Here is a 26405-nt window from a genome sequence, read left to right on the forward strand (position 1 = left end):
GGAGCCGCCGCTATCGGGTTGAATAAACCCATAGCCCTTGGTGGGGTTGAACCACTTGACCGTACCGGTCGCCATGTCTGCGTCTCCGTAAACGCGCTTTTCCAGGCAGACCTCCCTGCGGGAGACCCGTCAGCCCATCTGGACAGCTCGTTCACGCGAAGGAGCATGCAAAATCCGGACTGCAATCATGTTGTCACCCGGCTTTTCGGGGCGGTCAACTGCTAAAACGACGGCGGATTTGGTGGATTTCTGGTCGATTGAACCCCAAGCCCGCTGACAGCGGTGGCTGCGGGGGTGGCGGATAATGTTCTCACCGCCCTCTTTGGCGCCGCACAATTCGCCGCACCGCTGACAAACAAGCGCCGCCTACGCGCCACATTTCAGGATGCAGAGGCCAGTTCCTGCTGCAACACCGCCATCAGTTCAGCCGCTGGAAACGTCCGGGCAAGGAGCGCGCCCTGACCGGCCCACTGGGCGCCGAACCCCGCCTCGCCTTTGGCCTTGGCGGCGGCGTTCAGGGCCTTTCCGGCGTCATAGGCGATGGGATAGGCGGCGGCCGGCGGTACGTCGCCCTGTCCCCAAATCGTGAAGTGGTTCTGCAGGCTGCGGGCCGGCCGCCCCGAGATGGCGCGCGTCATGGTCGTATGGGCCGCGCCTTCGCCCTTCAGGGCTGTGCGATAGGCGTCATCCGCCGCGCTTTCCGTGCAGGCGATGAAGGCCGTGCCCATCTGGGCCGCGACGGCGCCCAGGTCCAGCACCGCACGCACACCCTGCCCGTCCATGATCCCGCCCGCCGCAATGACCGGCAGGCCCGACTTCTGCACCAGCAGTCGTGTCAGGGCGAAGGCGCCCAACTGATCGTCCGGCGCATCGGGATCAAAGACCCCGCGATGACCTCCCGCCTCATAGCCCTGGGCCACCACCGCATCCACGCCCGCCGCCCTGGCCGCCAGGGCTTCGTCCAGACTGGTGGCGGTGGACAGGAGGGTGATCCCCGCCTGTTTCAGCGCCTTGATCCGCGCCGCATCCGGCAGGCCGAAATGGAAACTGACCACCGCTGGCGCCGTCTCGATCAGCAGGGCCAGCATGTCGTCGTCATGGGCGAAGCTGCGGTAGATGGTGCGAAGCTGCTGGGGCGGCTGGGCGTCGAACCGGGCGAATAGAGGACGCAGGGCCTCCAGCCACGCCGCTTCGCGCGCCGCATCCGGCGTCGGGTCTTCATGGACGAACAGATTGACGTTGAAGGCCCGGTTAGTCCGCGCCTGTACGTCCGCGATCATCGCCCGCGCGCCCGCCGCATCCGTCGCCCCCACGCCGATGGAGCCCAGCCCGCCCGCATTGGACACCGCCGCCGCCATTTCCGGCGTCGACACGCCCGCCATCGGGGCCTGAATGATGGGAACGGTCAGGGACAGGCGTTCAAGCAGGGTCATGCGGTGCAGTTAGGGGCAGGCCGACCCCACCGCCACCGCCTGCCCTGCATTTTACGACTTCGGCATGCCCAGCGCCCGCACCAGCACCGGCATCAGGCCGTTCGCCGCCGCCACCTCCGGTCCCTGATTGCTCAGACCGATGAAGGCCACGCCCCGCACAGGCGCCACCGCCGCCACGGCGTGCCACAGGGTGTTGGAGCCCTCGTGCATCAGGACCGGCCCGGACGCCCACGGCGCATGGGGCGGCACGATCCAGCCGCCGGCATAGGGCGTGTCCGCGCCTGCGGTCGGGGTGCTGAGGGCGGCGATGTTCTCAGGCTTCAACCAGCCGCCGCCGTTCGTCAAGAAGACCTTCAGCCATGTCGCATAATCGGCCAGCGACATGTGCGCCGTTCCCGCCGGGCCAAGCGCCAGCGGATTGTCCGATCCCGGATCGGCGGGGTTCATGGCGACGCGATCCGCTCCCTCGCCCTCATGCCCCCAGGCGTTCGCGCCACCCTTCACATTCTGCGCGGGCGCGCCGAACCCGGCGGAGGTCAGGCCCAGCGGCGTAAAGACCTCGGCCTTCATGGCGTCTTCCCAGGCCCCGCCGGTGATCTGTTCGATGGCGGCGCCGACCAGGATGTAGTTGACGTTGGCGTAATCGAACGTCCCCCTGGCTCCCGTCGGCGGCTTGGCCAGAGCCGCCTCGGCGATGGCGCGGCGTTGCACCGGCCAGGGGCGCGGATCACCGCGCGAGGTCATGAAGAAGACCATGCCCAGCGCATCCTCGTCCTTCAGGCCCGCACGGTGCTGGATGAAGTCGTTGATGGTCACGCCGCTCCAGGCCGGATCAATGACGGCGCCGGGGAACAGGGCGCTGAGCGGCGCCTCCCATGTGGTCCGCCCCTGTTCGACCAGCCGGGCATAGAGCGCCGCCGTCATCGCCTTGGTGTTGGAGCCCAAGTGCCAGCGGTCGTCCAGCGTCACAGGATCGGCGCCGCCCACCTGACGCACGCCCCGCACGCCCGACCAGATCAGGCCGTCGCGCGTCACCACGCCGCCCGCCAGCGCCACCGGCGCTTTTTCAGCAAACACCTTGTCCAGCGCGGCGTCATAAGCCGAGGCTTCCGTCGCAGATGCGGCTCCGACCGGCAGGGCGCTGGCCAGGCCTGAAATCAATACGGTGCGGCGGTCCATGATCATGCCCTTCTCCCTTTGCTCATCGATAGACTAACGGCGACGGCGTTGCCGAACACGTTAGAAACCCGTCATGTTTCAGCGCCGCTTGCCCTGATCGCCTCATCGGGTCAGTCTGAGCCCATGGGAAAGAAATCAGACGCCTACGCGACCGAACTTGAGCAACTGCAGCTCGCGATTGTCGAAACGCAGTCCTGGACCATCAAGAACAATCTGCGCGTCGTCATCGTGCTGGAAGGCCGCGATACGGCAGGCAAGGACGGGGCCATCAAGCGGCTGACCGAATATATGTCGCCACGCCAGACGCGCGTCGTCGCCCTGCCCAAGCCCAGCGACCGTGAAACCAGCCAGTGGTATTTCCAGCGTTATGTTCCGCACCTGCCTGCGGCGGGCGAGACGGTCATCTTCAACCGTTCCTGGTACAACCGCGGCGGGGTCGAGCCGGTGATGGGCTATTGCACGCCCGAACAGTACGCCCAGTTCATGACCGACGCCCCCCGTTTCGAGCGGATGCTGACCGACGACGGCGTCATCCTGATCAAGATCTGGCTGGACATCTCGCGCAAGGAACAGGCGAAACGACTGAAGGAACGCCGCGTCGATCCGTTGAAACAGTTCAAGCTGTCGTCGCTGGACGCCGAGGCCGAGGCCCGGTTCGACGCCTATTCCGACGCCCGCGACCGGATGCTGGACGAAACAGACCGCAGCTTCGCCCCCTGGACCGTCATCGCCACCGACGACAAGAAGACGGCGCGTCTGAACCTGATCCGCCACATCCTGTCAGTGCTGGACCATGTGACCCAGGACGTGAAGAAGCCGGCCCCCGATGTCGTCCTGACCGCAGACAAGGCCAAGGGCAAACTGGCGCGCTGAACCCACTCAGCAGGTGACGAACGGCGCGGCAGTCCCTACCTAGCGTCCATGACCGTTCCCGCCTCCCCGCCGCCCATCCTCGACGCCGCCGGTGTTGACGCCGACGAAGCCCTGTCCATCCTGAAGACGGCCCTGACCGGGGCTGACGACGGCGAGCTGTTTCTGGAACGCTCCGAGAGCGAAAGCCTGGTGTTTGACGACGGGCGGCTGAAGTCCGCCGCCTATGATGCGACCGAGGGCTTCGGCCTGCGGGTCGTGGCGGGCGAGACCGCCGGATACGCCCACGCCAACGAAATCTCCGCCGCCGCCCTGCGCCGCGCCGCCGACAGCGCGGCTCTGGCCAAACAGGGTCACGCCGCTCTGGTCGCCGAAGGACCGCGCGCCACCAATCAGAAACTGTATGGCGAGGTCGACCCCCTCGCCTCGCCCGCCTTCTCGGACAAGATCGCGCTGCTGGCGGAAATCGACGCCTGGGCGCGGGCGCGTGATCCGCGCGTGGTTCAGGTGTCCGCCTCCCTGGTCGGAGAGCGCCGCGCCATCGAGATCCTGCGCGCCGATGACCGGGCCGTGCGCGACATCCGCCCGCTGGTCCGCCTGAACGTCTCCGTCACGGTCGAGCAGAACGGCAAGCGCGAAAGCGCCTCATCCGGCGCGGGCGGTCGTGCAGGTTTCGAGGAATGGATCGCGCCCGAACGCTGGCAGGCCCAGGTGGATGAGGCCCTGCGTCAGGCCCTGGTCAATTTGGACGCCATCGACTGCCCGGCAGGCGAGATGGACGTGGTGCTGGGCGCGGGCTGGCCCGGCGTGCTGCTGCACGAGGCCATCGGCCACGGCTTCGAGGGCGACTTCCACCGCAAGGGCTCGTCCGTCTTCAACGGCATGATGGGCAAGCGCGTCGCCGCCCCCGGCGTGACCGTGGTGGACGACGGCTCCATCGCCGACCGTCGCGGCTCATTGTCCGTCGATGACGAAGGCACCCCGACCCAGCGCAATGTCCTGATCGAGGACGGCATCATGGTCGGCCTGATGCATGACCGGCTGTCGGCGCGTCAGATGGGGGTCGCCGCCACCGGCAACGGCCGCCGCCAGTCCTTCGCCCACATGCCCATGCCGCGCATGACCAACACCTTCATGGAAGGCGGTCGGGATTCGAAGGCGGACATGATCGCCAATACGAAGCGCGGCCTCTACGCCGCCAACTTCTCGGGCGGACAGGTGGACATCACCAACGGCAAGTTCGTCTTCCAGTGCAACGAGGCCTATCTGATCGAGGACGGGGTCATCACCGCCCCCGTGCGCGGCGCCACCCTGATCGGCGACGGCGCCACGGCCCTGACCAAGATCCAGATGATCGGCGACGACTTCGCCTTTGATCCCGGCGTCGGCGTCTGCGGCAAGGCAGGTCAGGGTGTGCCGGTCGGCATCGGCCAGCCCAGCCTGAAGATCGGCGGCCTGACGGTGGGCGGCACGGCGGTCTGACCCCCGCATATGTCTGGGCCGACCTCCGTCAGCCGACATTCAGATAACTATCGTCATTCCGGGGCTGAGCGGAGCGAAGAACCCGGAACCCAGGACTACAGTTTCGCCGCTGGATGCATTCAACGCCGGATGCGAGCCCCCTGGGTTCCGGGTTCGCCCTTCGGACGCCCCGGAATGACGGTTATGTGCTGACGCCCTATTCGCCGACCGGACGCCATTCCGGCCCGCGCGGATCAAGCCCAGCCGCCTCCAGCCGGTCCAGCAGACCGTCCGGCTCGGCCAGCACCCGCAGGGGCGCCACCGCCAGCGTCACCCCCGGCTGGCCCAGCGCCTGATCCGTGGCCTCCATCCACTTCTGACGCAGCATGGGGGCGACCTCGGGGTCGCCTGACGGCCAGCACAGGTTCAGGGCCTGATCCAGCGGATTGGCCAGCACCGCCGCCACACGCAAATGGCTCCAGTCATCCAGCCGTTTCGCCGCCCCTGCCGGTCCCGCCTGCGCGGCCTCCACCGTCATCGCCAGACAGGCCAGGTAGGTCTCCGGCGGGGCGGTCAATAGCCCCTCGATCAGTTCGTCGCCGCGCACCACGCCCACGGCGTCGCCGGGGATGCGCGCCCGCCGCGCCTTGTCGCTGACCACGCCCACCACGGCCCGGCCACGACGCTCCAGACCGGTGCGGTCCATCAGATCCAGACTCTGGATCAACGGCGGCTCACGTCGCCAGTTCTGCGACCGCTCGCCCGCGTGCAGGGCCTCCAGCTTCTCCATCAGTTCCGGCGAGGCGTAGTCGCCGATAGTGCGCCCGTCCGGCAGGCGGGTGATGGTGCGGATGCGCCAGATCAGGCGCAGCACATCGGCAGGCGAGGCCCGCCCCTCGATCGGATACATCACCCGCTGTGAACGCAGGGTCGCCTCTTCCAGCGCCTCGGGCCGCCATTCGTAGTTACGCGGCACCCCGCTGATGGACCCGACCAGGATCACCGTGCTGTCGCCCCGATCCACCGTCCAGATCGGCAGGCCCGCGCGCCGCGCCACCACCACGACATCCTCGACAGACGCCGCCGCCTCAGCAGACGGCTCAGGCACAGGCGCCGTCTGGGCGATGGCGGCGCCGGACAGGCTCGCACTGAATACCAACGTCAGGAATAGGGACTTCATACCGCGCTCGAACATTACAGACCCGTATAGTTTCATACCCGGCAGTATAGGCACGTGAATTGCCTGTAATGATGTCGTCGATTTAATCCACCTTTCCGCCTTGTAACTGGAGATAAACACCGGCAATCGGCACACCCTGCGCCAACAGATCGAGGGGAAACCGATGACCAAGACCATTCTGCTGGCCACCACAGCCCTGCTTTTCGCAGGCGCCGCCCACGCCGAAACCACGCCCCAGGTCGCGGAAGCGCCCGTCCCCACCAGCCCCAACGGCCAGGCGCCGCTGATCGACTCCGCCCAGCGCGGCGTGCTGGTCTTCACACCCGACTTCTTCGCCGCCCAGCGCCCGAACACGGCGCTGGAGATGGTCAACCGCATCCCCGGCTTCTCGGTCGACGACGGTTCCGGTTCGCGCGGTTTTGAAGGCGCAGTCGGCAATATCCTGATCAACAACTCGCGCCCCGCCTCCAAGAACGACACCGGCTCCAACGTCCTGAACCGCACCCTGGCCAGCCAGGTCGAGCGGATCGAACTGATCCGCGGCGGCGCCGCCGGCATCGACATGCAGGGCTATGCGGTGATCGTGAACGTGATCCTGAAGTCGACCAGCAGCCGCCAGTCGATCCTGACCTGGAACGCCCAGCTGTTTGAAGGCGGCCACGACGTCTTTGGCGGCTCCTATCAGTTCACGGCGAAAAGCGGCGAGCGCAGCTGGGGCGTCATCCTGTCAGACGGCATGGGGTCCAGCGATTCCAACGGCGTTGGCCGTTCGATCCGCACCGACGCCGCCGGGAACGTCTTCCGTGACGAACGTTTCGAGAATGACGGATGGGGCGGCGGCAACTCGATCCGCGGCAACTATTCCGGCCCGCTGCTGGGCGGCAAGCTGGAGAGCACGGCGCGCTATGGCGTCAATGACTGGACCAGCTGGTCGGAGTTCAGCTCCCCGACATCCCTGCGCCGCAACGACTATGCCGAGAAGAGCCATTCCGGCGAGCTGGGCCTGACCTGGACCCGCCCGTTGAACCCGCGCTGGCAGCTGGAAACGCGGTTCATTCACGAGTTCAGCGACTTCGACAACATCTCCAGCGGCAACCAGACGCGCAATGGCGTGGTGGCCCCGGAAGAGCAGTTCAAGTCGAACGGCGATTCATCGGAAACCATCCTGCGCGCCCTGTTGCGCAACGAACGCTCGTCCGCCCTGACTTTCGAGGTCGGCGCCGAGGTCGCCTACAATATGCTGGACGTCCACCAGGGTTTCACCATCGGCGGCGCGCCCATCGAACTGCCCAGCGCCTCGGTCAAGGTCGAGGAAACGCGCGGCGAAGCCTTCGGCAAGACGACCTGGCGCATCAATCCCAAACTGACGCTGGAAGGCGGCGTGCGGCTGGAAGCCTCGACCATCAAACAGTCGGGCGACGCCAACCAGGAAGAAAGCTTCTTCTTCGCCAAGCCGCGCTTCCTGGCCACCTGGACGCCGATGGAGAACAATCAGCTCCGCATCCGCTTCGAACGCGAACTGGGCCAACTGGACTTCAGCGACTTCGCCGCCGCCGCCGAACTGGACGACGGCACGCTGTTCGGCGGCAACGTCGATCTGCGGCCAGAACAGCGCTGGATCGCCGAGCTGAACTACGAACGTCGCTTCTGGGGCAACGGCATCGTCGCCATCGGCTATCGCCACGACAAGATCATCGATGTGATCGACCGCCTGCCCCTGCCGGGCAATCTGTCGGCGGTCGGCAACATCGGCGACGGCACGCTGGACCAGCTGTCGCTGAACGTCATCGTGCCGCTGGACAAGTTCGGCATCTCGGGCGCGCGCTTCACCTTCCGCAATGACTGGAACAAGACCAGCGTCACCGACCCGACGACGGGCGAGGAAAGGCCGATTTCCCGCGTTCGGGCCAGTCAGGCCAACGTCGGCTTCCAGCAGGACATCACCCGTTACAAGACCCAGTGGGGCGTCAACTGGCTGCCGCGCCTGGGGCAGCCCACCTACGACCCGGATCAGACCAACATCTGGCGCGGTTCGGGCTATGTGGAGGCCTTCGCCGAGTACAAGCCGACCGCAACCCTGGCCATCCGCGCCCAGATCAACCTGTGGGACGACTTCACCATCCAGCGCACCGTCTATGCATCGCGCAATCCTCGCACTGTCGACTATGTCGAAGACCGCGACATCGATCCGCGCACCTTCGTCTCGATCCGCGTGCGCAAGACCTTCTGAGGCCAAGGCCCCTCACTCGGCCAAAGAAAAAGGGCGGCGTCCGCGGGGACGCCGCCCTTATCTTTTGCCTGATCCTTGAGGATCAGCCCGAAGTCGAGGTCCGGGGCGCGGCGATATTGCCGTCCTCGTGCCCGCCTTCGGTCAGCACGGGACCGGGGTGATTGTCGCCGTTGGCGCCGTTCGACCAGCCCTTGATGAAGAAGCTGACGATGATGAACAGAACGCCTGCGGCCAGACCGGCCCAACCCAGCTTCTCGAACACGTCGAGCGAGGTCTTCAGCGCCAGTTCCGGGTTCAGCACCTGACCACCAACGGTTTCCGTGCCCGCCAGACCGGCGATCCAGCCACCGACGTACTGGGCGATGGACGAGGCCAGGAACCAGACCGCCATCATGAAGCTGACCACCTGAGGCATCGACAGTTTGGTGATCTGCGACAGGCCCACCGGCGACAGGAACAGCTCACCCGTCGTGTGGAACATGTACAGCAGCGCCAGCAGGATGATGGGCATCTGGAAGGCCGAGTTGGTCAGGCCTGCGCCCCACACAACGACCATGAAGCCCAGACCGACCTGCAGCAGGCCCAGACCGAACTTGAAGGTCGGGTCCGGGTCACGCTTGGCGCGGCCCAGCTTGACCCACAGGGCCGCAAAGATCGGCGCGAAGATCAGGATGAAGCCGGCGTTGAACGACTGGGTCTGGGACGCGGTCATCGTGGTGTCGATGAACATGCCCTGCCCCACCAGACCAGCGGCGGCGATCTGCGCCGGGGTGCCGAAGGTGAAGGGTCCGAACTGCACCGCTTGTGACAGCAGGGTCAGATCGACGTTACGATCCGCAAACAGGTTCAGCGAGGTGCCGGCCTGTTCGAACAGGGTGAAGAAGATGACCGACCCGAAGATCAGGACGACGGCCAGCATCATGCGCTGACGCTCCGCCCAGGTCTTGCAGACCTTCATCATCACATAGCCGATGAAGGCCAGCGACAGGATGGTCGCAATGCCCAGCACGGTGCCGACCAGGGCGTTGCGCTGAACCATGAACCAGACCGGCGCCACGCCCAGCAGGCCCAGCAGATAGATCGAATATTCGCGGTTGATCGGCCCAATGAGCTTGGTCTTCAGCTTGCCTTCGGCAGGCGGCTCGCCCTTGCCCTGCAGCAGAGGCTTGCCCAACACGAAGACGATCAGACCCACCAGCATGCCGAGACCGGCCAGACCGAAGCCTGCCCACCAGCCGACCGTCTGGCCCAGAAGCCCGCACAGCACCGCCGCCCAGAACGCACCCAGGTTGATGCCGTAATAATACAGGGTGAAGCCCGCGTCGCGGCGCGGATCACCCTGCGGGTACAACTGCCCGACCAGGGTGGAGATGTTCGGCTTCAGGAAGCCGACGCCCATGATGATCAGGGAGATGGCCAGGAAGAAGACGTTCTCGCCCAGCGGATCACGCTTGGCTTCAAGCTTGTAGGAATCCTTTTCCAGAGCAGCAGGCAGCGGAGAAGCTGCAGGCAGACCCTCGATGACCAGACCACCGGTCTCGCCAGCGTCGAAGTGGTAGGACTGGCCGTCGACGATGATGCCGCGCGTGCCGGTGCTGCCACGTCCTTCGGTCACCACCTGATAGGTCTGTCCCGCATAGGACAGGCTCTGGGTGGTGTCCTTGCCTTCGTAGGCCATCATGCCATGACCGGCGACCAGCAGCACGGCGCCGAAGGCGATGGCCTTGCGCGTACCGATGAAGCGGTCGGCCAGAATGCCGCCCAACAGGGGGACCAGATAGACCAGAGAGGCGTAGGAGCCGTAGATCGACCCGGCGCGCCCATCATCAAACAGGAAGTGCTGGGTCAGATAAAAGATCAGCAGACCGCGCATGCCGTAATAGGAGAAACGCTCCCACATTTCGGCGAAGAAGCAGATAATCAGCCCGCGCGGGTGGTTTCTGAGAATCTGCAGAAGTACGGGAATCCCCGTGGCGAGGGTGATGACCACCCCCAGAAGAACGACGATGTTCATGCCTACCCTTTGTAATCGGAGCCTTTTCGGCTCTCGGTCGCATTGAGAGAAGACGGATTGGTCCGTCTTCCCGCCCCCGTGGCGAAACGTGGAAAAAACCACCGCGCCCATTCGTTTACAAGCGCTAACCCAGCGTGACCGGTGGTCGCGGGTTTACGCGCGGTCAATACAACCTATCCGAGCCGTCATGGCCCGATGTCTGCAATGAAGGGAGGGAGAGCCAGAACGGGTTTCAAAATGGGAGACCGCCATGCCAATCCGACCCATTCGTTCATCGGATTTCAACGCCCTGAACCGTCTTCACCGCCTGGTGGGATGGCCTGAGCGCTCGCAGGCTGGCTGGCGCTGGCTGGAGGAAAACCCCGCGCGCGTGTTCAGCGGCGCCCCGTCCGGCTGGGTTCTGGCCGATGAGGCCGACACCCCGGTCGCCATGGTGGGTAACTTCGTGCAGCGCTTCCACCACGGCCCGCGCATCCTGCATGGCGCGACCGGCTTCTCGATCATCGTCCCGCCCGAGCACAAGGGCGCCAGCCGGGGCCTGATCAACACCTTCGTCAAGCAACAGGGCATGTTCGCCCGCTACACCCTGAACGCCAACGCCCGTTCGGCGCCCCTGTATCCCAAGTTCGGCATGTCGCCCTTCCCGGCGCAAACCTCGGCGCTGAAACTGTCGTGGGTCGTCGACAAGCTGGCCTGCATCCAGGGCCGTGTGTTGCGCAAGCTGTTCGGCGGCATCTCAGCGGCCGCAGCGACGCATCTGGGCGAGCGGTTGATGAACCCCCGACTGTTTCGTCCTGAAACCCTGAAGCTGCCCGCCGATGTCGTGCCGCTGCGCGACCTGTCGGACCATTCCGAATATGCGGACTTCTGGCGCTCTCTGGTCGAAGAGGACCGTCTGCTGGCGGACCGCAGCCCGGCCATGATGCGCTGGCGGATGAGCGACCCGGACCAGACGATCAAGCCCTTGCTGCTGGGCCTGCGCCGCAATGGCCGCATCGTCGGCGTCGCCGTGGCGTCCATGGGCAAGACCAATCTGATCGAGCCGCCCTGTCTGGACATTCTGGATCTGGCCGCCCTCAACACGGCGCCGGACGCGATCGAAACCCTGACCGCCGCACTGGTCGCCAATGCACGCGGCATGGGCGCCGCCAAGGTGCGGCTGCAGGTGGTGACCCCGGAGCTTCTGGAGGATCTGGGCGCGCTAGCCACGACGGCCCGTCGCGAAGGCGGCTGGGGTCACGGCCATGCGGCGATCGACGACCCGGCGCTGTCGGAAATCTGGTCGCCTACGCCCTTTGACGGCGATTACGCCATCTGCAACCGCCCGACGCCCCTGTCGGCCCGCAAGCGCAAGACCCTGGCTCAGGGCGCGCCTCAAGGTCGGCTGTCGAAGGCCTGAGCGCCAGCTCAGGCCCCGTCGTCTTGAAAGGCGGTTAGGCCTTGCGCTTCAGTTCGTCGCGGATCTCGACCAGCAGTTGTTCCGTCGCGGTCGGGGCGGCGGGCTCAGCCGGGGCTTCCGCCGACTGACGGCGCAGCTTGTTGATCAGCTTCACCATCATGAAGATGACGAAGGCCACGATCACGAACTGGATCAGCACATTGATGAAGGCGCCGTATTCGATGACGGCGGGCGCGCCGTCAGGATTGGTCGGATTGACCGGCAGGGTGATCTTCAGGTCCGAGAAGTTGATCCCGCCGATCAGCCAGCCGATGGGCGGCATCACGACCTGATCGACCAGACTGGTGACGATCTTGCCGAACGCCCCGCCGATGATCACGCCGACCGACAGGTCGACCACATTGCCCTTGACCGCGAACTCGCGGAATTCAGACACCAGACTCATAGTTTCCCCTCGGGTCAGTCGTATTGGATGCAGAAACGGCCCGAGCCCGGCTCAGGCGCGCCTGAAGTCAGGCGTCACCCGAAGCGTTCAGCCGCTCGCGCAGTTCCTTGCCGCTTTTGAAGAAAGGCACGGCCTTGGCCGGCACCTCGACAGCTTCGCCCGTGCGCGGGTTGCGGCCCGAACGCGCCGGACGCGACCGGACGGAAAAGGCGCCGAAACCGCGCAACTCGACCCGGCCGCCGTCAGACAGCGCCTCGGTCATTTTTCCCAGAATAACATTCACCAGCCGCTCCACCTCCGCATGGGTCAGGTGGGTGTTTTCAGCCGCCAGCTTCTCGATCAGTTCAGACTTGATCATCAAGGCCCCCTGCCGGGTCGCATCTGGCGGACAACCGCAGACAACGATCCACAAGCTGCACCCTAACCTCGCTCCGCGGCGCGAAAAAGCCCTTATCCGCCAATGAGGCGCGGCATTCGCAAGATTTTCTCAAGCTTAGCCGCACCACCGCAGGCTGAAAAAGAAAAGGGCGGCGGGATTTCTCCCGCCGCCCTCAGCATCTCCCTTGCGGGAAAAGCTTAGTCCTTGGTGCCGGCGTTCTTCAGCGCGGCGCCCAGGATGTCGCCCAGCGAAGCGCCCGAGTCGGACGAGCCGAACTGTTCGATGGCTTCCTGTTCGTCCTTCATTTCCAGCGCCTTGATCGACACCGAGATGCGGCGCGAGGCCTTGTCCACGGCGGTGATCATGGCGTCGACGCGGTCGCCGACCGAGAAACGCTCAGGGCGCTGCTCGTTGCGGTCACGCGACAGGTCGGACTTGCGCACGAACGAGGTGACCGGCGCATCGTCTTCACCGAACTTGACTTCGATGCCGCCCGACTCGATCGACGAGACGGTGACGGTGATCTGCTGGCCGCGGCGATAGGTGTCGCCCTCGCCGATCGGATCGCCGCCCAGCTGCTTGATGCCCAGCGAGACGCGTTCCTTCTCGACGTCGACGTCCAGGACCTTGGCCTTGACCATTTCGCCCTTGCGGTAACGCTGGATGGCTTCTTCACCCGACACCGACCAGTCGAGGTCGGAAAGGTGCACCATGCCGTCGATGTCGTTGTCCAGACCGATGAACAGGCCGAACTCGGTGGCGTTCTTGACTTCGCCCTCGACGGTCGAACCGATCGGGTGGTTGGCGACGAAGGCGTCCCACGGATTGTCCTGAGCCTGCTTCAGGCCCAGCGAGATGCGGCGCTTGGAGGCGTCGACATCCAGAACCACGACGTCGACTTCCTGCGAGGTCGAGACGATCTTGCCGGGGTGGACGTTCTTCTTGGTCCAGGACATTTCCGAGACGTGCACCAGGCCCTCGACACCGGCTTCCAGCTCCACGAAGGCGCCGTAGTCGGTGATGTTGGTGATGCGGCCCGTGTACTTGGCGCCGACCGGGTACTTGGCTTCCACGCCGTCCCAGGGGTCCGACTGCAGTTGCTTCATGCCCAGCGAGATACGTTGGGTGTCCGGGTTGATCTTGACGATCTGGACCTTGACGGTGTCGCCAACGGCCAGAACTTGCGACGGGTGCGAGACGCGCTTCCACGACATGTCGGTGACGTACAGCAGGCCGTCGATGCCGCCCAGGTCAACGAACGCACCGTAATCGGTGATGTTCTTGACGACGCCTTCGCGGATTTCACCCTCTTGCAGCTGGCCGACCAGCTCGGTGCGCTGTTCGGCGCGGGCTTCTTCCAGGATGGCGCGACGCGAAACGACGATGTTGCCGCGCGGACGGTCCATTTTCAGGATGGCGAAGGGCTGTTCCTTGCCCATCAGCGGACCGACGTCGCGGACCGGACGGATGTCGACTTGCGAGCCGGGCAGGAAGGCCGAAGCGCCGCCCAGATCGACGGTGAAGCCGCCCTTGACGCGGCCGACGATGGCGCCGTTGACCGGCTGGCCTTCGGCGAACACGACTTCCAGACGGGTCCAGGCTTCTTCGCGGCGAGCCTTGTCGCGGCTGATGACGGCTTCGCCCAGGGCGTTCTCAACGCGCTCCAGGTAAACCTCGACGTTGTCGCCGACCTTGGGCAGGGCGCCGTCTTCGCCTTGGCCGAATTCGCGCATGGCGATGCGGCCTTCGGTTTTCAGACCGACGTCGATGATGACGATGTCTTTTTCAATGCCGACGACGCGGCCGTGAACGACCTGGCCTTCGCCGAAGTCGCGGCCCGAGAGTTGTTCGTCGAGCAGCGCGGCGAAATCGTCGCGCGAGGGATTGAGGGTGTCAGTCATGGAGCTGAAAAGCATCCTGGGGGCTAAAGGCGCGCGACCGAAGGGCCTCACGCGGGTGAACGCCTCTCGAACGGCGAAACGCCGGACGTGAAACGACAGGGAAAGAATTTAGTCAGGTCGTCAGGATGCGAGGCCGTTCAGAAACGATCAGGACGCCCGCGGAAGCCGAGGGTGGAGCGTTGGATTTGCGAGAACAGTCCTAAAGACCATGCTTCGCGCGCGCCGCCTCGACGATACGGCGGGCCGCATCGAAGGCGGCTTCTATACCCATGTCAGTCGTATCCAGCAAGACCGCGTCGTCAGCCTGGACCATGGGGGCCGCGCCGCGACCGGCGTCGCGTTCGTCCCGGCGCTGAATATCGGCCAGCATGTCCTCGAAACTGATGTCGATGCCCCGCGCGGTCAGCTGTTTCCAGCGGCGCGTGGCGCGCACCTCCGGCGTGGCGGTGACGAACAGTTTGGCCGGAGCATCGGGGGCGATCACCGTGCCGATGTCGCGTCCGTCCAGCACCGCCCCGCCCGCCTGGGCCGCAAACGCCTGTTGCAGCTCCAGCAGGGCCGCCCGCACGCCGGGAAAGCCCGCCACGCGGCTGGCCGCCTCGCCCGCCTCGCCAGTGGTCAGACCCGGATCGTCGGACAGGCCGGACGCATCCAGCCCGCGCGCCGCCTCCGTCGCCGCCGCCTCATCGTCCAGCGACCTGCCCTCAGCCAGCAGACGCGCGCCCACGGCCCGGTACAGCAGGCCGGTGTCCAGATGCGGCAGGCCATAGGTCAGGGCCAGACGGGCGGCGATAGTGCCCTTGCCCGAGGCGGCCGGGCCGTCGACGGCGATGATCAGGGTCAAACAGGTCTCCGCAGCGCGTGGCGCAATCAAACTTCATCCCGAACGCACGAGAGGGCGAACCAGATAGCGAGGATTAGGACGGCAATCCAGCCGCCCGGCTCAACAGGCCTTCAGGCGCGCCGCCCGAACAGGCTGCGCAGGGCGATGGCCGCCAGTAGAACCGACATGCCCGCACTGACCACGATGGCCGTCGTGTAGAAAACGATCAGGGCCCAGAAGATCATGGGGCGCTCGACCAGATAGACATCCGGCCCCTTGCGGTTGTTCAACATGCCCACATCGAGGCCGTGCAGAACCTCACGCGCCCCGATCACGCAGCCCCAGCCGATCAGCACAGCAATCGCCAGGGTCACGAACGGGTTGACCCAGGCGAACCGCCCGCGCCCGCTCATGCTCCGCGACGCCGCATCAGTCGATCTGTCCGCCCAGCCCGTTGATCATGTCGACGAAGCCGGGGAAGCTGGTGGCGATCATTTCCGGGTCCAGCACCGACACGGCCTGTTCAGCGGCCAGACCCAGAATCAGGTGGCTCATGGCGATGCGGTGATCGTGGGCGGTGGCGACGGTCGCCCCGCCGCGCACGGAGCCGCCCGCCGAGCCCGTGACCAGGAAGCCTTCCGGCTCTTCCTCGACCTCGACGCCGCAGGCGCGCAGACCCTCGACCATCAGCGAGATCCGGTCGCTTTCCTTGACGCGCATCTCGCCGACGCCGCGCATGACGGTGACGCCGTCTGCGAATGCCGCCGTCGCCGCCAGGATCGGATATTCGTCAATCATGGAGGCCGCGCGCTCTTCCGGCACGACCACGCCCTTTAGCTGGGAATAGCGGGCGGTGATGTCGCCGACATCCTCGCCGCCCGCCTGACGCCGGTTCTTGATGGTCAGGTCGGCGCCCATTTCGATCCAGGTGTCGAACAGGCCGGTGCGCAGGCCATTCAGCATCACGCCTTCGACCGTCACTTCCGAACCCGGAACGATCAGGCCTGCCGCCAGCGGGAAGGCCGCAGACGACGGATCGCCCGGCACCGCCACATGGGTCGCCTTCAGCGGCTGCCCGCCCTTGAGCGTGATTTTCCAGCCCTCGCCCTGCTCTTCGACCACGACTTCGGCGCCGAAGGCCCGCAGCATCCGCTCGGTGTGGTCGCGGCTCTTTTCCGGCTCGGTCACCGTGGTGACGCCCGCGGCGTTCAGACCCGCCAGCAGGATGGCCGACTTGATCTGGGCCGAGGCCACCGTCTGCACATAGTCGATGCCCGTCAGCGTCCCGCCGGTCAGGGCGACCGGCACCCGGTCCTCCGCCGCCAGCCAGCCGAACCGCGCGCCCATGTCGGCCAGAGGCCCGGTCACCCGCTTCATTGGGCGTTTACGCAGCGAGGCGTCGCCATCAAAGGTCGCCGTCAGCGGATAGCCTGCGGCTGCGCCCATCAACAGTCGCACGCCCGTTCCGGCGTTGCCGCAGTCGATCACGGACAGGGGCGTCTTGAAACCGCCAGCGCCTTCGATGCGCCATTCGCCCTCGCCCGTCCGCTCGACCTTGGCGCCGAAGGCTTCGATGGCGCGGCCGGTCGCTAAAACGTCATCGCCCTCCAGCAGACCCTCGACCGTGGTCACGCCGTCGGCCATTCCGCCGAAGATCATCGAACGGTGCGACATGGATTTATCGCCGGGCGCACGGACTTTTCCGGCCAGTGCGGAAGAACGTCGTGCGGTCAGTTGGGAAGGCATAATCACCCGCTTCAGGCTGCGATGTCGGAAGGGCCGCGCGGGCGGCGCGAAAGATGGCTTTTGACAGCGGGTCCGGGGAGTGGCAAGGGACCGCCCCAAATTCAACCCGTTGAAAGTGTCCCCACGTGGCCAATCCCGAACTGGGCGCCAAACAGGTCTGCCCCAATTGCCAGGCGAAATTCTACGACCTGAACCGCCGCCCCGCCCACTGCCCCAAATGCGGTACGGACTTTGATCCCGAAGAAGCGCTGAAGCTGCGCAGCCGCCGCGTCCGTCCGGGCTATCCGACCGACGACGATGACACGGAAGACCAGGTCAAGGACAAGGCGGCCGAGTCCGATGAGGACGAGGAAGAAGAAGTCCGGGCGCCGGAAATCGACGAGGAAGGCCACGAGCCGATCCTGACGCCGGACGACGACGATGATTCCCCCGCCGATGCTTCGGAAGAAGCCGGCATGGGCGCCACCGACGGCGACGACGACGATCTGCTGGCCGACGACGATGACGACTCCGTTCCCTTCATCGAGGACGAAGACGACGACTCGCTGGAAGACGAAATCACCAAGCCGACCCGCGACGACGACTAATCCTGGATTTTGAGCCTACCGCGCTTTGCGCAGCCTGAAGCCGGTTTCCACCGGCCATTCGGTCAAGGCTCAGTTTTCTTGTTGCACCCGCCGCATTTTTCGCTAGAGAAACGCGGCGGGACAGCAGGGGTTTCGGACCTTTCGGTTTGAAAAACCTGCGTATTTTCACCTCTGGAAACGATGTGAAAATAAATCTCGAAACGGGCTTGATCCTAGAAAAAGCCTGACATAGTTTCCGCCGCCTCGCCGGGGGCCATCGCAAGATGAACCGGGCGATCCAGACCGCAAGGTCCGGGGCTTTAGCTCAGTTGGTAGAGCGCTTGCATGGCATGCAAGAGGTCAGCGGTTCGACTCCGCTAAGCTCCACCATCGTCACCTCCGAGCATCGCAAGATGCTCGGAGGGACGGCCATCTCTCTCACATTGCTGATCCAGACACATCAACGCCCTGAGCGCGCTTCTGCGCGTCTACAGCCGCTTGGTGTTGAGGCGCAGCGCATTGGCGACGACGCTGACGGAGGACAGGGCCATGGCCGCCGCCGCGATCATCGGCGACAGCAGAACCCCGAAGAAGGGATAGAGCAGGCCCGCTGCGACCGGCACCCCGGCGGCGTTGTAGACGAAGGCGAAGAACAGGTTCTGGCGGATGTTGGACATGGTCATCCGGCTAAGCTCCCGCGCGCGGACGATGCCGTTCAGATCGCCTTTCAGCAGGGTGACGCCCGCGCTTTCCATGGCGACGTCCGTGCCCGGACCCATGGCCACGCCGACATCCGCCGTCGCCAGCGCAGGGGCGTCATTGACCCCGTCGCCCGCCATGGCGACCACGCGGCCTTCCTGTTTCAGGCGCGCGACAACGGCGGCCTTCTGATCGGGCAGGACATCGGCCTCGACCGCATCAATGCCCAGTTGGCGAGCGACGGCCTGAGCCGTAGTGCGGTTGTCGCCCGTCAGCATCACCACCCGGACGCCGTCGGCGCGCAGGGCGGCCAGGGCCTGCGGCGTCGTCGGCTTGATCGGGTCGGCGATGGCGAAGACGCCTGCGGCCTGTCCGTCCACGCTGATCAGTATGGCCGTCGCCCCGTCGGCCCGCAGTTGGTCCGCCTGATCCGTCAGGGCCGAGGCGTCGATCCCGGCCTCGGCCAGAAAGGCGAGATTGCCCGCCATGATGCGTTTGCCCTCGACCACGCCCACAGCCCCCTTGCCCGTCGGCGAGTCGAAGTCGCTGACGGCAGGGATGGCGATGTCCCGCTCCGTCGCCGCATTGACGATAGCCAGGGCCAGCGGATGTTCGGACGCCCGTTCCAGCCCGGCGGTGAGGCGCAGCAACTCCGCCTCTTCAAAACCGTCCGCTGTCACGATCCCGACGACGGCGGGCCGCCCTTCGGTCAGGGTGCCGGTCTTGTCCACGACCAGGGTGTCGACCTTCTCCATCCGCTCAAGGGCTTCGGCGTTCTTGATCAGGACGCCGAGACGGGCGCCGCGACCAACGCCGACCATGATCGACATCGGCGTCGCCAGCCCCAGCGCACAGGGGCAGGCGATGATCAGCACCGCCACCGCCGCCAGCAGACCATGCGCCAGACGCGGCTCTGCACCCCATACGGCCCAGACGACAAAAGCGATCACAGCGACGGCCAGCACGGCGGGAACGAACCAGCCCGCGACCCGGTCGGCCATGCGCTGGATCGGGGCGCGCGAACGCTGGGCCTCGGCCACCATCTGCACGATGCGCGACAGCATGGTGTCGCGCCCCACCTTGTCGGCGCGGATCACCAGGGCGCCGCTCTGGTTCATGGTCCCGGCGATCACGGCGTCAGAGACGGTCTTGGCGACGGGCATGGATTCGCCGGTCACCATGGATTCATCGACCGAGGAGCGTCCCTCCTCGACCACGCCGTCGACCGGCACCTTTTCACCCGGCCGGACCCGCAGACGGTCGCCGACGATGATGGCGTCCAGAGACACCTCTTCTTCGTCACCGTTGGCGGCGATGCGGCGCGCGGTCTTGGGCGCCAGACGCAGCAGGGCCTTGATCGCACCCGACGTGTGTTCGCGCGCCCTCAGCTCCAGCACCTGCCCCAGCAGAACCAGGGTGGTGATGACGGCGGCAGCCTCGAAATAGACCGCGACTGAACCATCGCCTGCGCGGAAGGCCGCCGGGAAGATCCCAGGCGCCAGCAGGGCGATGACGCTGTAACCCCAGGCCACGCCCGTCCCCATGGCGATCAGGGTGAACATGTTCAGATTGCGGGTCTTCAGCGACGCCCAGCCGCGTTCGAAAAAGGGCAGTCCCGCCCACAGCACCACCGGCGTCGCCAGCAGGAACTGCACCCAGGCCGACATCTTCATCGGCACAAGATGATGCAGTGCGGGGAACAGATGCGATCCCATCTCCAGAATGAAGACGGGCAGGCTGAGGGCCAACGCCAGCCGGAACCGGCGCGTCATATCGGTCAGTTCTTCGCTGGGTCCGGCATCCGCGCTGACCATCTCAGGCTCCAGCGCCATGCCGCATATGGGACAGGCGCCCGGGCCTTCCTGACGGATTTCGGGGTGCATCGGACAGGTCCAGATCGAACCCTCAGGCGCGGTGAGCACCGGCTTTTCCGCCGACCGGTTCAGATAAGCCTCCGGATCGGCGACAAACTTGGCGCGGCAGCCTGCACTGCAGAAATGATGCTCATGCCCCGCATGGACGGCGTGATGGGCTGTCGTCTGCGGGTCCACGGTCATGCCGCAGACGGGATCAGTGGTCAGGCCTGCGCCATGATCATGCCCGTGGGACTGGCTGTGGGCAGGGCCATGACCGGCGTGGCCTGAGCAGCAAGACTTGCCCGCCGCCTGAGCATCCTGTTTCGCCTCAGCCATCACCCTGCCCTCTCAATCCCGATGCGTCAGAACCAGGCCCTTATGCCGACGACCAGACGCGTATCCTCGACGGCGCCGCCATGCACCCGCACGTAGTCCGCCGTATCGCCGAAGGACCGCCCCCACTCGACGCCGACGTAAGGGGCGAACTCCTTGCGTATTTCGTACCTTAGGCGCAGCCCCGCCTTGACCGAGGTCAAACCCGATCCAAGTTGAAGCTCTGGCGTGTCGCTGGCCGACAGGGCGGCCTCGACCGAGGGCTGCAATATCCATTTCTGGGTCAGGCGCAGGTCGTATTCCGCCTCGACGCGGGCGGTCAGGTCGCCCTGGGTCGACAGGAAGGCCGCCGCATTCACCTCGAACCAATAGGGGGCTACGCCCTGCACCCCGGCGGTCAGATAGGTCGTGTCCTTGCCGCCCGGACGGAAGTCCTGACGCACGCCCGCCTGAACATCCCAGAAGGGCGCCACGGCGCGGCTGTAGAGGGCCTGCACCTCGGCGTCGTGCAGACGACCGTTGAAGACGCCCTCGCCTTCGGTCTTCCACCAGAAGCGGTTGATGTCGCCGCCACTCCAGCCCTGCGCCTTCCAGCTGTAGCTGTCAGATCCCTCGCCGAACCCGGCCTCCAGACTGTCGATCAGGACCGCCGTGGTGCGGACATCGCCGTTCTCGGCCAGCAACTGTTTGCGCGCCGCCGCCATGATGGACGGGTCAAACAACAGGTCCGCCGCATGGGCAGGCCCGGCCTTTGCCGCTGGCGGCGGCGAGGCCTGAACCAGACGTCCGCCGACCGCATCCGCACTGGTGGGAATATCGGGAATGGCGGAGGCCGTCCCGCCCATGTCATGACCCGCATGGGGATCAGCCGCCGCCGCGCCATGGTCCATGTGGTGACCGGCGTGCGGATCAGGCGCAGGCGTCTGGGCGGGCGCAGCCGCCGGGGCCATCTGCATCCCGCTCATGTCATGGCCTGCATGGGGATCAGCCGCAGCTGCGCCGTGGTTCATGTGGTGACCGGCGTGAGGGTCGGGCGCAGGCGTCTGGGCGGGCGCAGCCGCCGGGGCCATCTGCATTCCGCCCATGTCATGACCTGCGTGGGGGTCAGCCGCCGCGCCGTGGTTCATATGGTGACCGGCGTGAGGGTCGGGCGCAGGCGTCTGGACGGGCGCAGCCGCCGGGGCCATCTGCATCCCGCTCATGTCATGGCCCGCGTGGGGGTCGGCCGCGGGCGTCTGGGCCGGGGCGACATGGGACGAATGGTCGTGGGTTTGGGCCGCAACCGGACCAGCCGTCAGGATCAGGGGGGCGAACGCCAGCGCAAGGGTCTTCACGAGGCGGCTCCTTCCAGCGGGCGGACAGTGACGACGTTGAACATCCCCGCGTGCATGTGCATCAGCAGATGGCAGTGGAAGGCCCAGTCGCCAGGGGCATCGGCGGTCAGGTCGAAGGTCACCTTTGATCCCGGCGCCACATTGACCGTGTGCTTCAGCGGCTGATGCCCGTCATGGCCGTTGACCAGTTCGAAGAAGTGGCCGTGCAGGTGGATGGGGTGGGCCATCATGGTGTCATTGACCAGGGTGACGCGGACCCGTTCATTCAGTTCAAAACGGATCGGTTCGACCAGCTCCGAGAACTTGCGCCCGTCAAAGCCCCACATGAACCGCTCCATATTGCCGGTCAGGTGGATTTCCAGGGATCGGGACGGCGGGCGCCTGTCCCTGTTCGGCTCCAGCGCGCGCAGGTCGGCATAGACCAGCACCCGATGATCGACGTCCTGCAGCCCCTGCGGCCGTTCCGCCAGACGGTTGGCGGGCGCCATGGCGATGGCGTCCACGCCGACGCCGACAGCCATGTTGGCCGGGGCCTTGGACGGATCGCGCATGTTCATGCCGCTGTGGTCCATCGCCATGGCCGCGCCCGACGCTCCCTGGGCCGAATGGTCCATCCCGGCCATGTCGCCATGCCCCATCGCGGCGTGGTCCATCCCCGCCATGTTCATCGCGCCGTGACCCATGCCGCCATGGTTCATGCCGCCCATGCCCATGTCGGCCATGGTCAGATTTGGCGTTCTGCGCAGGGGTGGAACCTCGGCCGTCATGCCCGGACGCGGCGCCAGCGTCGCCCGCCCCATGCCGGAACTGTCGATGGCCTCCGACACGATCGTATAGGCCCGATCCTCGGTCGGGCGGACGATGACGTCATAGGTCTCCGCGACCGAAATCTGGAACTCGTCCACCTCGACCGGGCGGACATTCTCGCCGTCGGCCTGCACCACCGTCATCGCCAGACCGGGAATGCGGAAGTTGAAGATCGACATGGCCGAGGCGTTGATGACGCGCAGCCGCACCCGCTCGCCCGGACGGAACAGGCCGGTCCAGTTCTCCTGCGGCCCATGACCGTTGACCAGATAGGTGTAGGTCGCGCCACTGACGTCCAGAGTGTCGCGCGGGTCCATCCGCATCGCGCCCCACATGCGGCGCTCCGACAGGCTCATGCGGTCAGAACCGTCCAGCAGCCCCGCCACCGTCGTGCGCTGGCGGTTGAAATAGCCGGGGCTCTTCTTCAGCTTGTTCAGGATTTCATGCGGATGCAGGAAGCTCCAGTCCGACAGGACCAGCACATGCTCGCGGTCATAGGCGACCGGATCGACACCCGCCGGATCGATGACGATGGGGCCGAAATGGCCCATCGCCTCCTGCATCCCCGAATGGCTGTGATACCAGTAGGTGCCCGACTGTTTGATCGGGAACTCATAGACGAAGGTCTCGCGCGGGCGGATGCCGGGGAAGCTGATGCCCGGCACGCCGTCCATCTGGAACGGCAGCAGCAGCCCATGCCAGTGAATCGAGGTGTCCTCATCCAGCGTATTGGTCACCGACAGGCGCACATTCTGTCCCTCGCGCATCCGCAGCAGGGGCGCGGGCAGCAGGCCGTTGACGGTGAAGGCATGCCCCGTCCGTCCGCCTAAGGTGAAGGGCGAATGGCCGACCGTCAGGTCGATGTTCGGCCCGGCCAGGGTCGGCAGATCAGACCTCAGACCCGGCGACACCGTCTGCGCCCAGGCCGGCAGCAGTCCCTGTAGCCCCAGCAGGCCGCCCCCTGCGACAGCGCCGCGAAGCAGCGCCCTACGGTCCAGGTTTGAAATCGACATAAGGGGGAACTCCGGCAGACGACCCGGGCAGACGGTTCCGGGTCCATGCGTTCAGATACGCACCGCGCCAGCTTCCCCCTTGCGACAGGACGCCGCAACCGGGCGTCGGATATGAATTCAGGCCGTTTCCGCCGCCAGCACCTGCGCCAGCCTGCGGCGGGCGCGGGCGATGCGTGTCTCAACCGCCTTGGGCGTGATGCGCAGGATGGCGCCGATCTCGGCGTGGGATCGCCCCTCCAGCGCGGCCAGCAGCAGGGGGGCCTTCAGGGCGTCAGGCAGGTCGGATAGTGCGCGCTGAACTCGCTGCGCCCGGCGCTGGTCATCCAGACGGACCTCGGCGTCCGGGCTGGCGTCCCCGACCGCCGCCGCCTCTGGCGCATCCAGCCCCATGACGCCGCGCACCACGCGCCGCACGGCGCGGCGTCGGCTCCAGTCCCGGCATTTGTTCAGGGCGATGGCCCGCAGCCAGACATCGAACGGCCGCGCCGGATCATAGCGGCGCAGCGCGAACCAGGCGGCGGCATAGGTTTCCTGCAGCACGTCCTGCGCCTCGGCCTCGTCGCCGACATAGCGGCGGACGAAACGGTGCAGGTCCGCCTTGGTGGCGGACATCAGGGCGGTGAAGGCGGCGCGGTCGCCCGCCGCCGCACGGGCCGCAATAGTCTGCCCCTCCCCCACAGGCGGCGCTTAACCGGCGTCGCCGCTCAGGGCGCTCACCACGGCGGCGTCGAACACCCTGGCCTGCTCCGGGTTCAGGACCGCGCGCATCTCGAACACATGGGCGATGGTCGCCTTCTGCAGATCCCCCATGGCGACATGGAAATGATCGACCGCGGCCTGAACCTCGGGCGTATCGCCGCCGCTGGAGGCGATGGCGGCGGCCAGTTCGCGATTGGCGGCGCGGACCTCGGCCTCCAGCAAGGGGCGGCGTTCAGCGAAACGGGCTTCGATGACGGCCAGACGCTGCTCCTGCGCCGCATCCAGTTTCAGCTTCTGATGGACGACGGCGTGCAGGCTGGGCGGCTGACGTTCGCGCATCATCCAGGTCGCGCTGGCCCAGGTCGCCGCACCGCTGGCCAGCGCCGCCAGCAGGGCCGTGATGACGATGGACTTCCAGCGCCCGTTCATCCGCGCGCATCCAGACTGGTCATCGGCGACAGGCCGGACGACACGGTGAAGACCCGCATTTCAGACGCCTCGGGCTGGGACGCCAGACGCAGCGCTCCGCCGTTCAGCGCCCCGACCAGCAGGGCCGCCGCCACGGCGGCGATGCGGACCTGATCCATCCGCGCCCGTTCGCGACGCTCGCCGATCCGGCTCCAGACCCGCTCCTCCAGACCCACCAGATCGCCAGCGCCGACCGATGAATCCGCGCCGATCATATCGTCGATGTCATCCCTCATCGCGCACCTGCATTTGTCTTTCCGTCTGATCTACGCATCCGCCCGCGCCTTCCCTCATGATCCGAAGAGAACGCGCCCACCGCATCATAGGGCCGAAGGCGGCGCCATCATGCCCATGGCCGCAACGACAGCCAGCAGAGCCACGCCTGTCAATGTCTCCACGACGATGCTGCGCCGCAGCCGCCGGAATATTCCCTGCGTCGCCTGCCCCTGCGACAGGACCGAATGCAGTTCCGGCGTCAGTCTGAACCGATTGCCCGCAGCCAGGGCCAGCATCAGAACGAACAGCGCCAGTTTGACGATCAGCAGCCGCCCATAGGGGCTGTCGCCCAGCGCTCCGATGTTGCCAAGGCCAACCAGAAACCCGCTGTTCACAATCCCCGTCAACGTCAGCAGAACCACCGTCACGGTCCCCAGCCCTGCAAACCCGTGCAGGGCGCGGTGCATCGCCCAGTCGTCCCGCCCCTCGCGCCGCAGCAGAAGAAGAACCATGGCCACCAGCGCCCCCAGCCACAGGGCGGCGGCCAGAGCGTGAACGACATCGGCGGCCAGATGCACCGCCCCGCCCCAGCCCTCGGTCGCGGCCCCATGCCCGGTCCAGGCGAAACTGGCCGTCACGATCGCCCCCGCCAGCACCATGCCGCTCCACAGTCCACGCCCCGGTCTGAACATCAGCACAGCAACAAGACCCAGCCCTGCCGTCGCCGCCCGCACGATCAGGGCCATGCCCAGAGCCGTGCCGCCGACCATGAAGGACAGGGCTTCAGGCTTCACCGCCTCCGCCAGAGACCCGGTCATCATGGCGGTCTGGGCGACTAGCGCCGTCAGGGCCGCAACAGCCGTCACAGCCGCAGCCGTCGCCAGCACCGGACGCGCCGACGCCGTCTCCAGCCCGCCTTCCCTGCGGTCATTGACCAGCCAAAACAGGGGCGCGCCCATCAGGACCACCGCACCGGCATATTGCAGCCAGCGCAGCAGGATGACCGTGATCTCCAGCATGATCGTCAGCGCACCGAGAAGGCATAAGACCCCGTCATCCGGTGGCCGTCGCTGGAGGCGATGCGCCATTCGACCCGGTACGCCCCGGCGGCCAGCGGACGCGCAGGCACGCCGTTCAGGGTCTTGCCGTCCTCGGACACCGCAACGCGGACCGCCAGCTTCTCACCTGCGGCATTGATGACGTCGAAGCTGGAGAAGGCAGGCACGGCCCGCTCGCTGAAGGTCAGGCTCAGGGTCGCAGGCGCCGCAACCGTCGCATTGGCCGCAGGCGTCGAACTGACCAGCCGCGCGTGCGCCGCCGCCGGTCCCGCAGCCGCCGCCGCGCCCACCGCCGC

The 26405-nt window shown here is 66.2% G+C and carries 24 protein-coding genes and 1 tRNA gene; 6 read left to right on the forward strand and 19 right to left on the reverse strand.

Translation table 11 applies throughout. The annotated features are described in order from the left end of the window. The 3 genes from QZ281_RS14770 to QZ281_RS14780 form a co-directional block, all read right to left on the reverse strand. Positions 1–75: cold shock domain-containing protein (locus QZ281_RS14770; protein ID WP_292229705.1), on the reverse strand; the 75-nt coding region annotated here is incomplete at its 3' end. Between the two features lie 305 nt (positions 76–380). Then, on the reverse strand, positions 381–1433 hold the full coding sequence (locus QZ281_RS14775) for a nitronate monooxygenase (protein WP_292229636.1): 1053 nt from the start codon (positions 1431–1433) through the stop codon (positions 381–383). A gap of 51 nt (positions 1434–1484) precedes the next feature. Beyond that, complete coding sequence (locus QZ281_RS14780) at positions 1485–2618, reverse strand: serine hydrolase domain-containing protein (protein WP_292229638.1); 1134 nt, start codon at positions 2616–2618, stop codon at positions 1485–1487. A gap of 117 nt (positions 2619–2735) precedes the next feature. Between QZ281_RS14780 and ppk2 the strand changes: the two genes are divergently transcribed. Then, positions 2736–3485 (forward strand): polyphosphate kinase 2, encoded by a 750-nt coding sequence (ppk2, locus tag QZ281_RS14785; protein WP_292229640.1) that lies wholly within the window; start codon positions 2736–2738, stop codon positions 3483–3485. Positions 3486–3533: 48 nt separating this feature from the next. After that, positions 3534–4964 (forward strand): metalloprotease TldD, encoded by a 1431-nt coding sequence (tldD, locus tag QZ281_RS14790; protein WP_292229642.1) that lies wholly within the window; start codon positions 3534–3536, stop codon positions 4962–4964. Between the two features lie 196 nt (positions 4965–5160). Here the strand turns inward: tldD and QZ281_RS14795 are convergent, their stop codons facing one another. Beyond that, positions 5161–6123: a TraB/GumN family protein gene (locus QZ281_RS14795; RefSeq protein ID WP_292229644.1), complete on the reverse strand. Its 963-nt coding sequence runs from the start codon at positions 6121–6123 to the stop codon at positions 5161–5163. A 163-nt stretch (positions 6124–6286) separates the two neighbouring features. Between QZ281_RS14795 and QZ281_RS14800 the strand changes: the two genes are divergently transcribed. Beyond that, a complete protein-coding gene (locus QZ281_RS14800; protein WP_292229646.1) occupies positions 6287–8353 on the forward strand; it encodes a TonB-dependent receptor in 2067 nt (688 codons plus the stop codon). 82 nt (positions 8354–8435) lie between these two features. Here QZ281_RS14800 and QZ281_RS14805 read toward each other — a convergent pair whose 3' ends face one another. After that, positions 8436–10367 carry an oligopeptide:H+ symporter gene (locus QZ281_RS14805; RefSeq protein ID WP_292229648.1) on the reverse strand — a complete coding sequence of 644 codons (1932 nt, stop codon included), beginning with the start codon at positions 10365–10367 and terminating at the stop codon, positions 8436–8438. Between the two features lie 250 nt (positions 10368–10617). Between QZ281_RS14805 and QZ281_RS14810 the strand changes: the two genes are divergently transcribed. Further along, positions 10618–11766, forward strand: coding sequence for an N-acetyltransferase (locus QZ281_RS14810; RefSeq protein ID WP_292229650.1), 1149 nt, complete (start codon positions 10618–10620; stop codon positions 11764–11766). Positions 11767–11800: 34 nt separating this feature from the next. Here the strand turns inward: QZ281_RS14810 and mscL are convergent, their stop codons facing one another. From mscL to aroA, 6 genes are all read right to left on the reverse strand, one after another. After that, positions 11801–12211, reverse strand: a complete 411-nt coding sequence (mscL, locus tag QZ281_RS14815; protein WP_292229653.1) for a large-conductance mechanosensitive channel protein MscL — start codon at positions 12209–12211, stop codon at positions 11801–11803. A gap of 67 nt (positions 12212–12278) precedes the next feature. Next, positions 12279–12569 (reverse strand): integration host factor subunit beta, encoded by a 291-nt coding sequence (locus tag QZ281_RS14820; protein WP_292229655.1) that lies wholly within the window; start codon positions 12567–12569, stop codon positions 12279–12281. A gap of 218 nt (positions 12570–12787) precedes the next feature. Then, positions 12788–14491: a 30S ribosomal protein S1 gene (gene rpsA, locus QZ281_RS14825; protein ID WP_292229657.1), complete on the reverse strand. Its 1704-nt coding sequence runs from the start codon at positions 14489–14491 to the stop codon at positions 12788–12790. A gap of 199 nt (positions 14492–14690) precedes the next feature. After that, positions 14691–15335, reverse strand: a complete 645-nt coding sequence (cmk, locus tag QZ281_RS14830) for a (d)CMP kinase (protein ID WP_292229659.1) — start codon at positions 15333–15335, stop codon at positions 14691–14693. 110 nt (positions 15336–15445) lie between these two features. Further along, the gene (locus QZ281_RS14835) at positions 15446–15727 is read right to left on the reverse strand and encodes a hypothetical protein (RefSeq protein WP_292229661.1); all 282 of its coding nucleotides are present in this window, start codon (positions 15725–15727) and stop codon (positions 15446–15448) included. A gap of 16 nt (positions 15728–15743) precedes the next feature. Continuing rightward, positions 15744–17060 (reverse strand): 3-phosphoshikimate 1-carboxyvinyltransferase, encoded by a 1317-nt coding sequence (gene aroA / locus QZ281_RS14840; protein ID WP_292229663.1) that lies wholly within the window; start codon positions 17058–17060, stop codon positions 15744–15746. A gap of 125 nt (positions 17061–17185) precedes the next feature. On the opposite strand from aroA, the gene QZ281_RS14845 reads away from it, so the two are divergent. Next, entirely contained in the window at positions 17186–17647 is a 462-nt protein-coding gene (locus QZ281_RS14845) for a TIGR02300 family protein (RefSeq protein ID WP_292229665.1), read from the forward strand. Positions 17648–17940: 293 nt separating this feature from the next. Then, positions 17941–18016: transfer RNA gene (locus tag QZ281_RS14850), tRNA-Ala, on the forward strand. Positions 18017–18114: 98 nt separating this feature from the next. Here the strand turns inward: QZ281_RS14850 and QZ281_RS14855 are convergent. The 8 genes from QZ281_RS14855 to copC form a co-directional block, all read right to left on the reverse strand. Then, the gene (locus tag QZ281_RS14855) at positions 18115–20517 is read right to left on the reverse strand and encodes a heavy metal translocating P-type ATPase (RefSeq protein WP_292229667.1); all 2403 of its coding nucleotides are present in this window, start codon (positions 20515–20517) and stop codon (positions 18115–18117) included. 26 nt (positions 20518–20543) lie between these two features. Next, positions 20544–21848, reverse strand: coding sequence for a copper resistance protein B (locus QZ281_RS14860; protein WP_292229669.1), 1305 nt, complete (start codon positions 21846–21848; stop codon positions 20544–20546). Continuing rightward, on the reverse strand, positions 21845–23668 hold the full coding sequence (locus tag QZ281_RS14865; protein ID WP_292229672.1) for a copper resistance system multicopper oxidase: 1824 nt from the start codon (positions 23666–23668) through the stop codon (positions 21845–21847). Before QZ281_RS14865 ends, QZ281_RS14860 begins: the two co-directional genes overlap by 4 nt. Before the next feature lie 117 nt (positions 23669–23785). Next, positions 23786–24346, reverse strand: a complete 561-nt coding sequence (locus QZ281_RS14870; RefSeq protein ID WP_292229674.1) for an RNA polymerase sigma factor — start codon at positions 24344–24346, stop codon at positions 23786–23788. A 9-nt stretch (positions 24347–24355) separates the two neighbouring features. Then, the gene (locus QZ281_RS14875) at positions 24356–24796 is read right to left on the reverse strand and encodes a periplasmic heavy metal sensor (RefSeq protein ID WP_292229676.1); all 441 of its coding nucleotides are present in this window, start codon (positions 24794–24796) and stop codon (positions 24356–24358) included. Further along, positions 24793–25071, reverse strand: a complete 279-nt coding sequence (locus QZ281_RS14880) for a hypothetical protein (protein WP_292229678.1) — start codon at positions 25069–25071, stop codon at positions 24793–24795. Before QZ281_RS14880 ends, QZ281_RS14875 begins: the two co-directional genes overlap by 4 nt. An 84-nt stretch (positions 25072–25155) precedes the next feature. Further along, positions 25156–26070: a copper homeostasis membrane protein CopD gene (gene copD, locus QZ281_RS14885; RefSeq protein ID WP_292229680.1), complete on the reverse strand. Its 915-nt coding sequence runs from the start codon at positions 26068–26070 to the stop codon at positions 25156–25158. Positions 26071–26075: 5 nt separating this feature from the next. Beyond that, positions 26076–26399, reverse strand: coding sequence for a copper homeostasis periplasmic binding protein CopC (copC, locus tag QZ281_RS14890; protein WP_292229707.1), 324 nt, complete (start codon positions 26397–26399; stop codon positions 26076–26078). Between the last annotated feature and the right edge of the window lie 6 nt (positions 26400–26405).

Origin of the sequence: Brevundimonas sp. (assembly GCF_018608325.1) — a bacterium.
In the GTDB taxonomy this organism is placed as follows: Bacteria; Pseudomonadota; Alphaproteobacteria; order Caulobacterales; family Caulobacteraceae; genus Brevundimonas.

What these genes read in the sequence shown, in the direction of transcription:
- aroA (WP_292229663.1), bottom strand. Translation starts at nt 17,060, where the DNA reads ATGCCTTCCCAACTGACCGCACGACGTTCTTCCGCACTGGCCGGAAAA.
- QZ281_RS14800 (WP_292229646.1), top strand. Translation starts at nt 6,287, where the DNA reads ATGACCAAGACCATTCTGCTGGCCACCACAGCCCTGCTTTTCGCAGGC.
- ppk2 (WP_292229640.1), top strand. Translation starts at nt 2,736, where the DNA reads ATGGGAAAGAAATCAGACGCCTACGCGACCGAACTTGAGCAACTGCAG.
- tldD (WP_292229642.1), top strand. Translation starts at nt 3,534, where the DNA reads ATGACCGTTCCCGCCTCCCCGCCGCCCATCCTCGACGCCGCCGGTGTT.
- QZ281_RS14865 (WP_292229672.1), bottom strand. Translation starts at nt 23,668, where the DNA reads ATGTCGATTTCAAACCTGGACCGTAGGGCGCTGCTTCGCGGCGCTGTC.
- QZ281_RS14855 (WP_292229667.1), bottom strand. Translation starts at nt 20,517, where the DNA reads ATGGCTGAGGCGAAACAGGATGCTCAGGCGGCGGGCAAGTCTTGCTGC.
- mscL (WP_292229653.1), bottom strand. Translation starts at nt 12,211, where the DNA reads ATGAGTCTGGTGTCTGAATTCCGCGAGTTCGCGGTCAAGGGCAATGTG.
- QZ281_RS14880 (WP_292229678.1), bottom strand. Translation starts at nt 25,071, where the DNA reads ATGAGGGATGACATCGACGATATGATCGGCGCGGATTCATCGGTCGGC.
- QZ281_RS14875 (WP_292229676.1), bottom strand. Translation starts at nt 24,796, where the DNA reads ATGAACGGGCGCTGGAAGTCCATCGTCATCACGGCCCTGCTGGCGGCG.
- QZ281_RS14835 (WP_292229661.1), bottom strand. Translation starts at nt 15,727, where the DNA reads ATGAGCGGGCGCGGGCGGTTCGCCTGGGTCAACCCGTTCGTGACCCTG.
- copD (WP_292229680.1), bottom strand. Translation starts at nt 26,070, where the DNA reads ATGCTGGAGATCACGGTCATCCTGCTGCGCTGGCTGCAATATGCCGGT.
- QZ281_RS14795 (WP_292229644.1), bottom strand. Translation starts at nt 6,123, where the DNA reads ATGAAGTCCCTATTCCTGACGTTGGTATTCAGTGCGAGCCTGTCCGGC.
- QZ281_RS14780 (WP_292229638.1), bottom strand. Translation starts at nt 2,618, where the DNA reads ATGATCATGGACCGCCGCACCGTATTGATTTCAGGCCTGGCCAGCGCC.
- QZ281_RS14820 (WP_292229655.1), bottom strand. Translation starts at nt 12,569, where the DNA reads ATGATCAAGTCTGAACTGATCGAGAAGCTGGCGGCTGAAAACACCCAC.
- rpsA (WP_292229657.1), bottom strand. Translation starts at nt 14,491, where the DNA reads ATGACTGACACCCTCAATCCCTCGCGCGACGATTTCGCCGCGCTGCTC.
- QZ281_RS14775 (WP_292229636.1), bottom strand. Translation starts at nt 1,433, where the DNA reads ATGACCCTGCTTGAACGCCTGTCCCTGACCGTTCCCATCATTCAGGCC.
- QZ281_RS14810 (WP_292229650.1), top strand. Translation starts at nt 10,618, where the DNA reads ATGCCAATCCGACCCATTCGTTCATCGGATTTCAACGCCCTGAACCGT.
- QZ281_RS14805 (WP_292229648.1), bottom strand. Translation starts at nt 10,367, where the DNA reads ATGAACATCGTCGTTCTTCTGGGGGTGGTCATCACCCTCGCCACGGGG.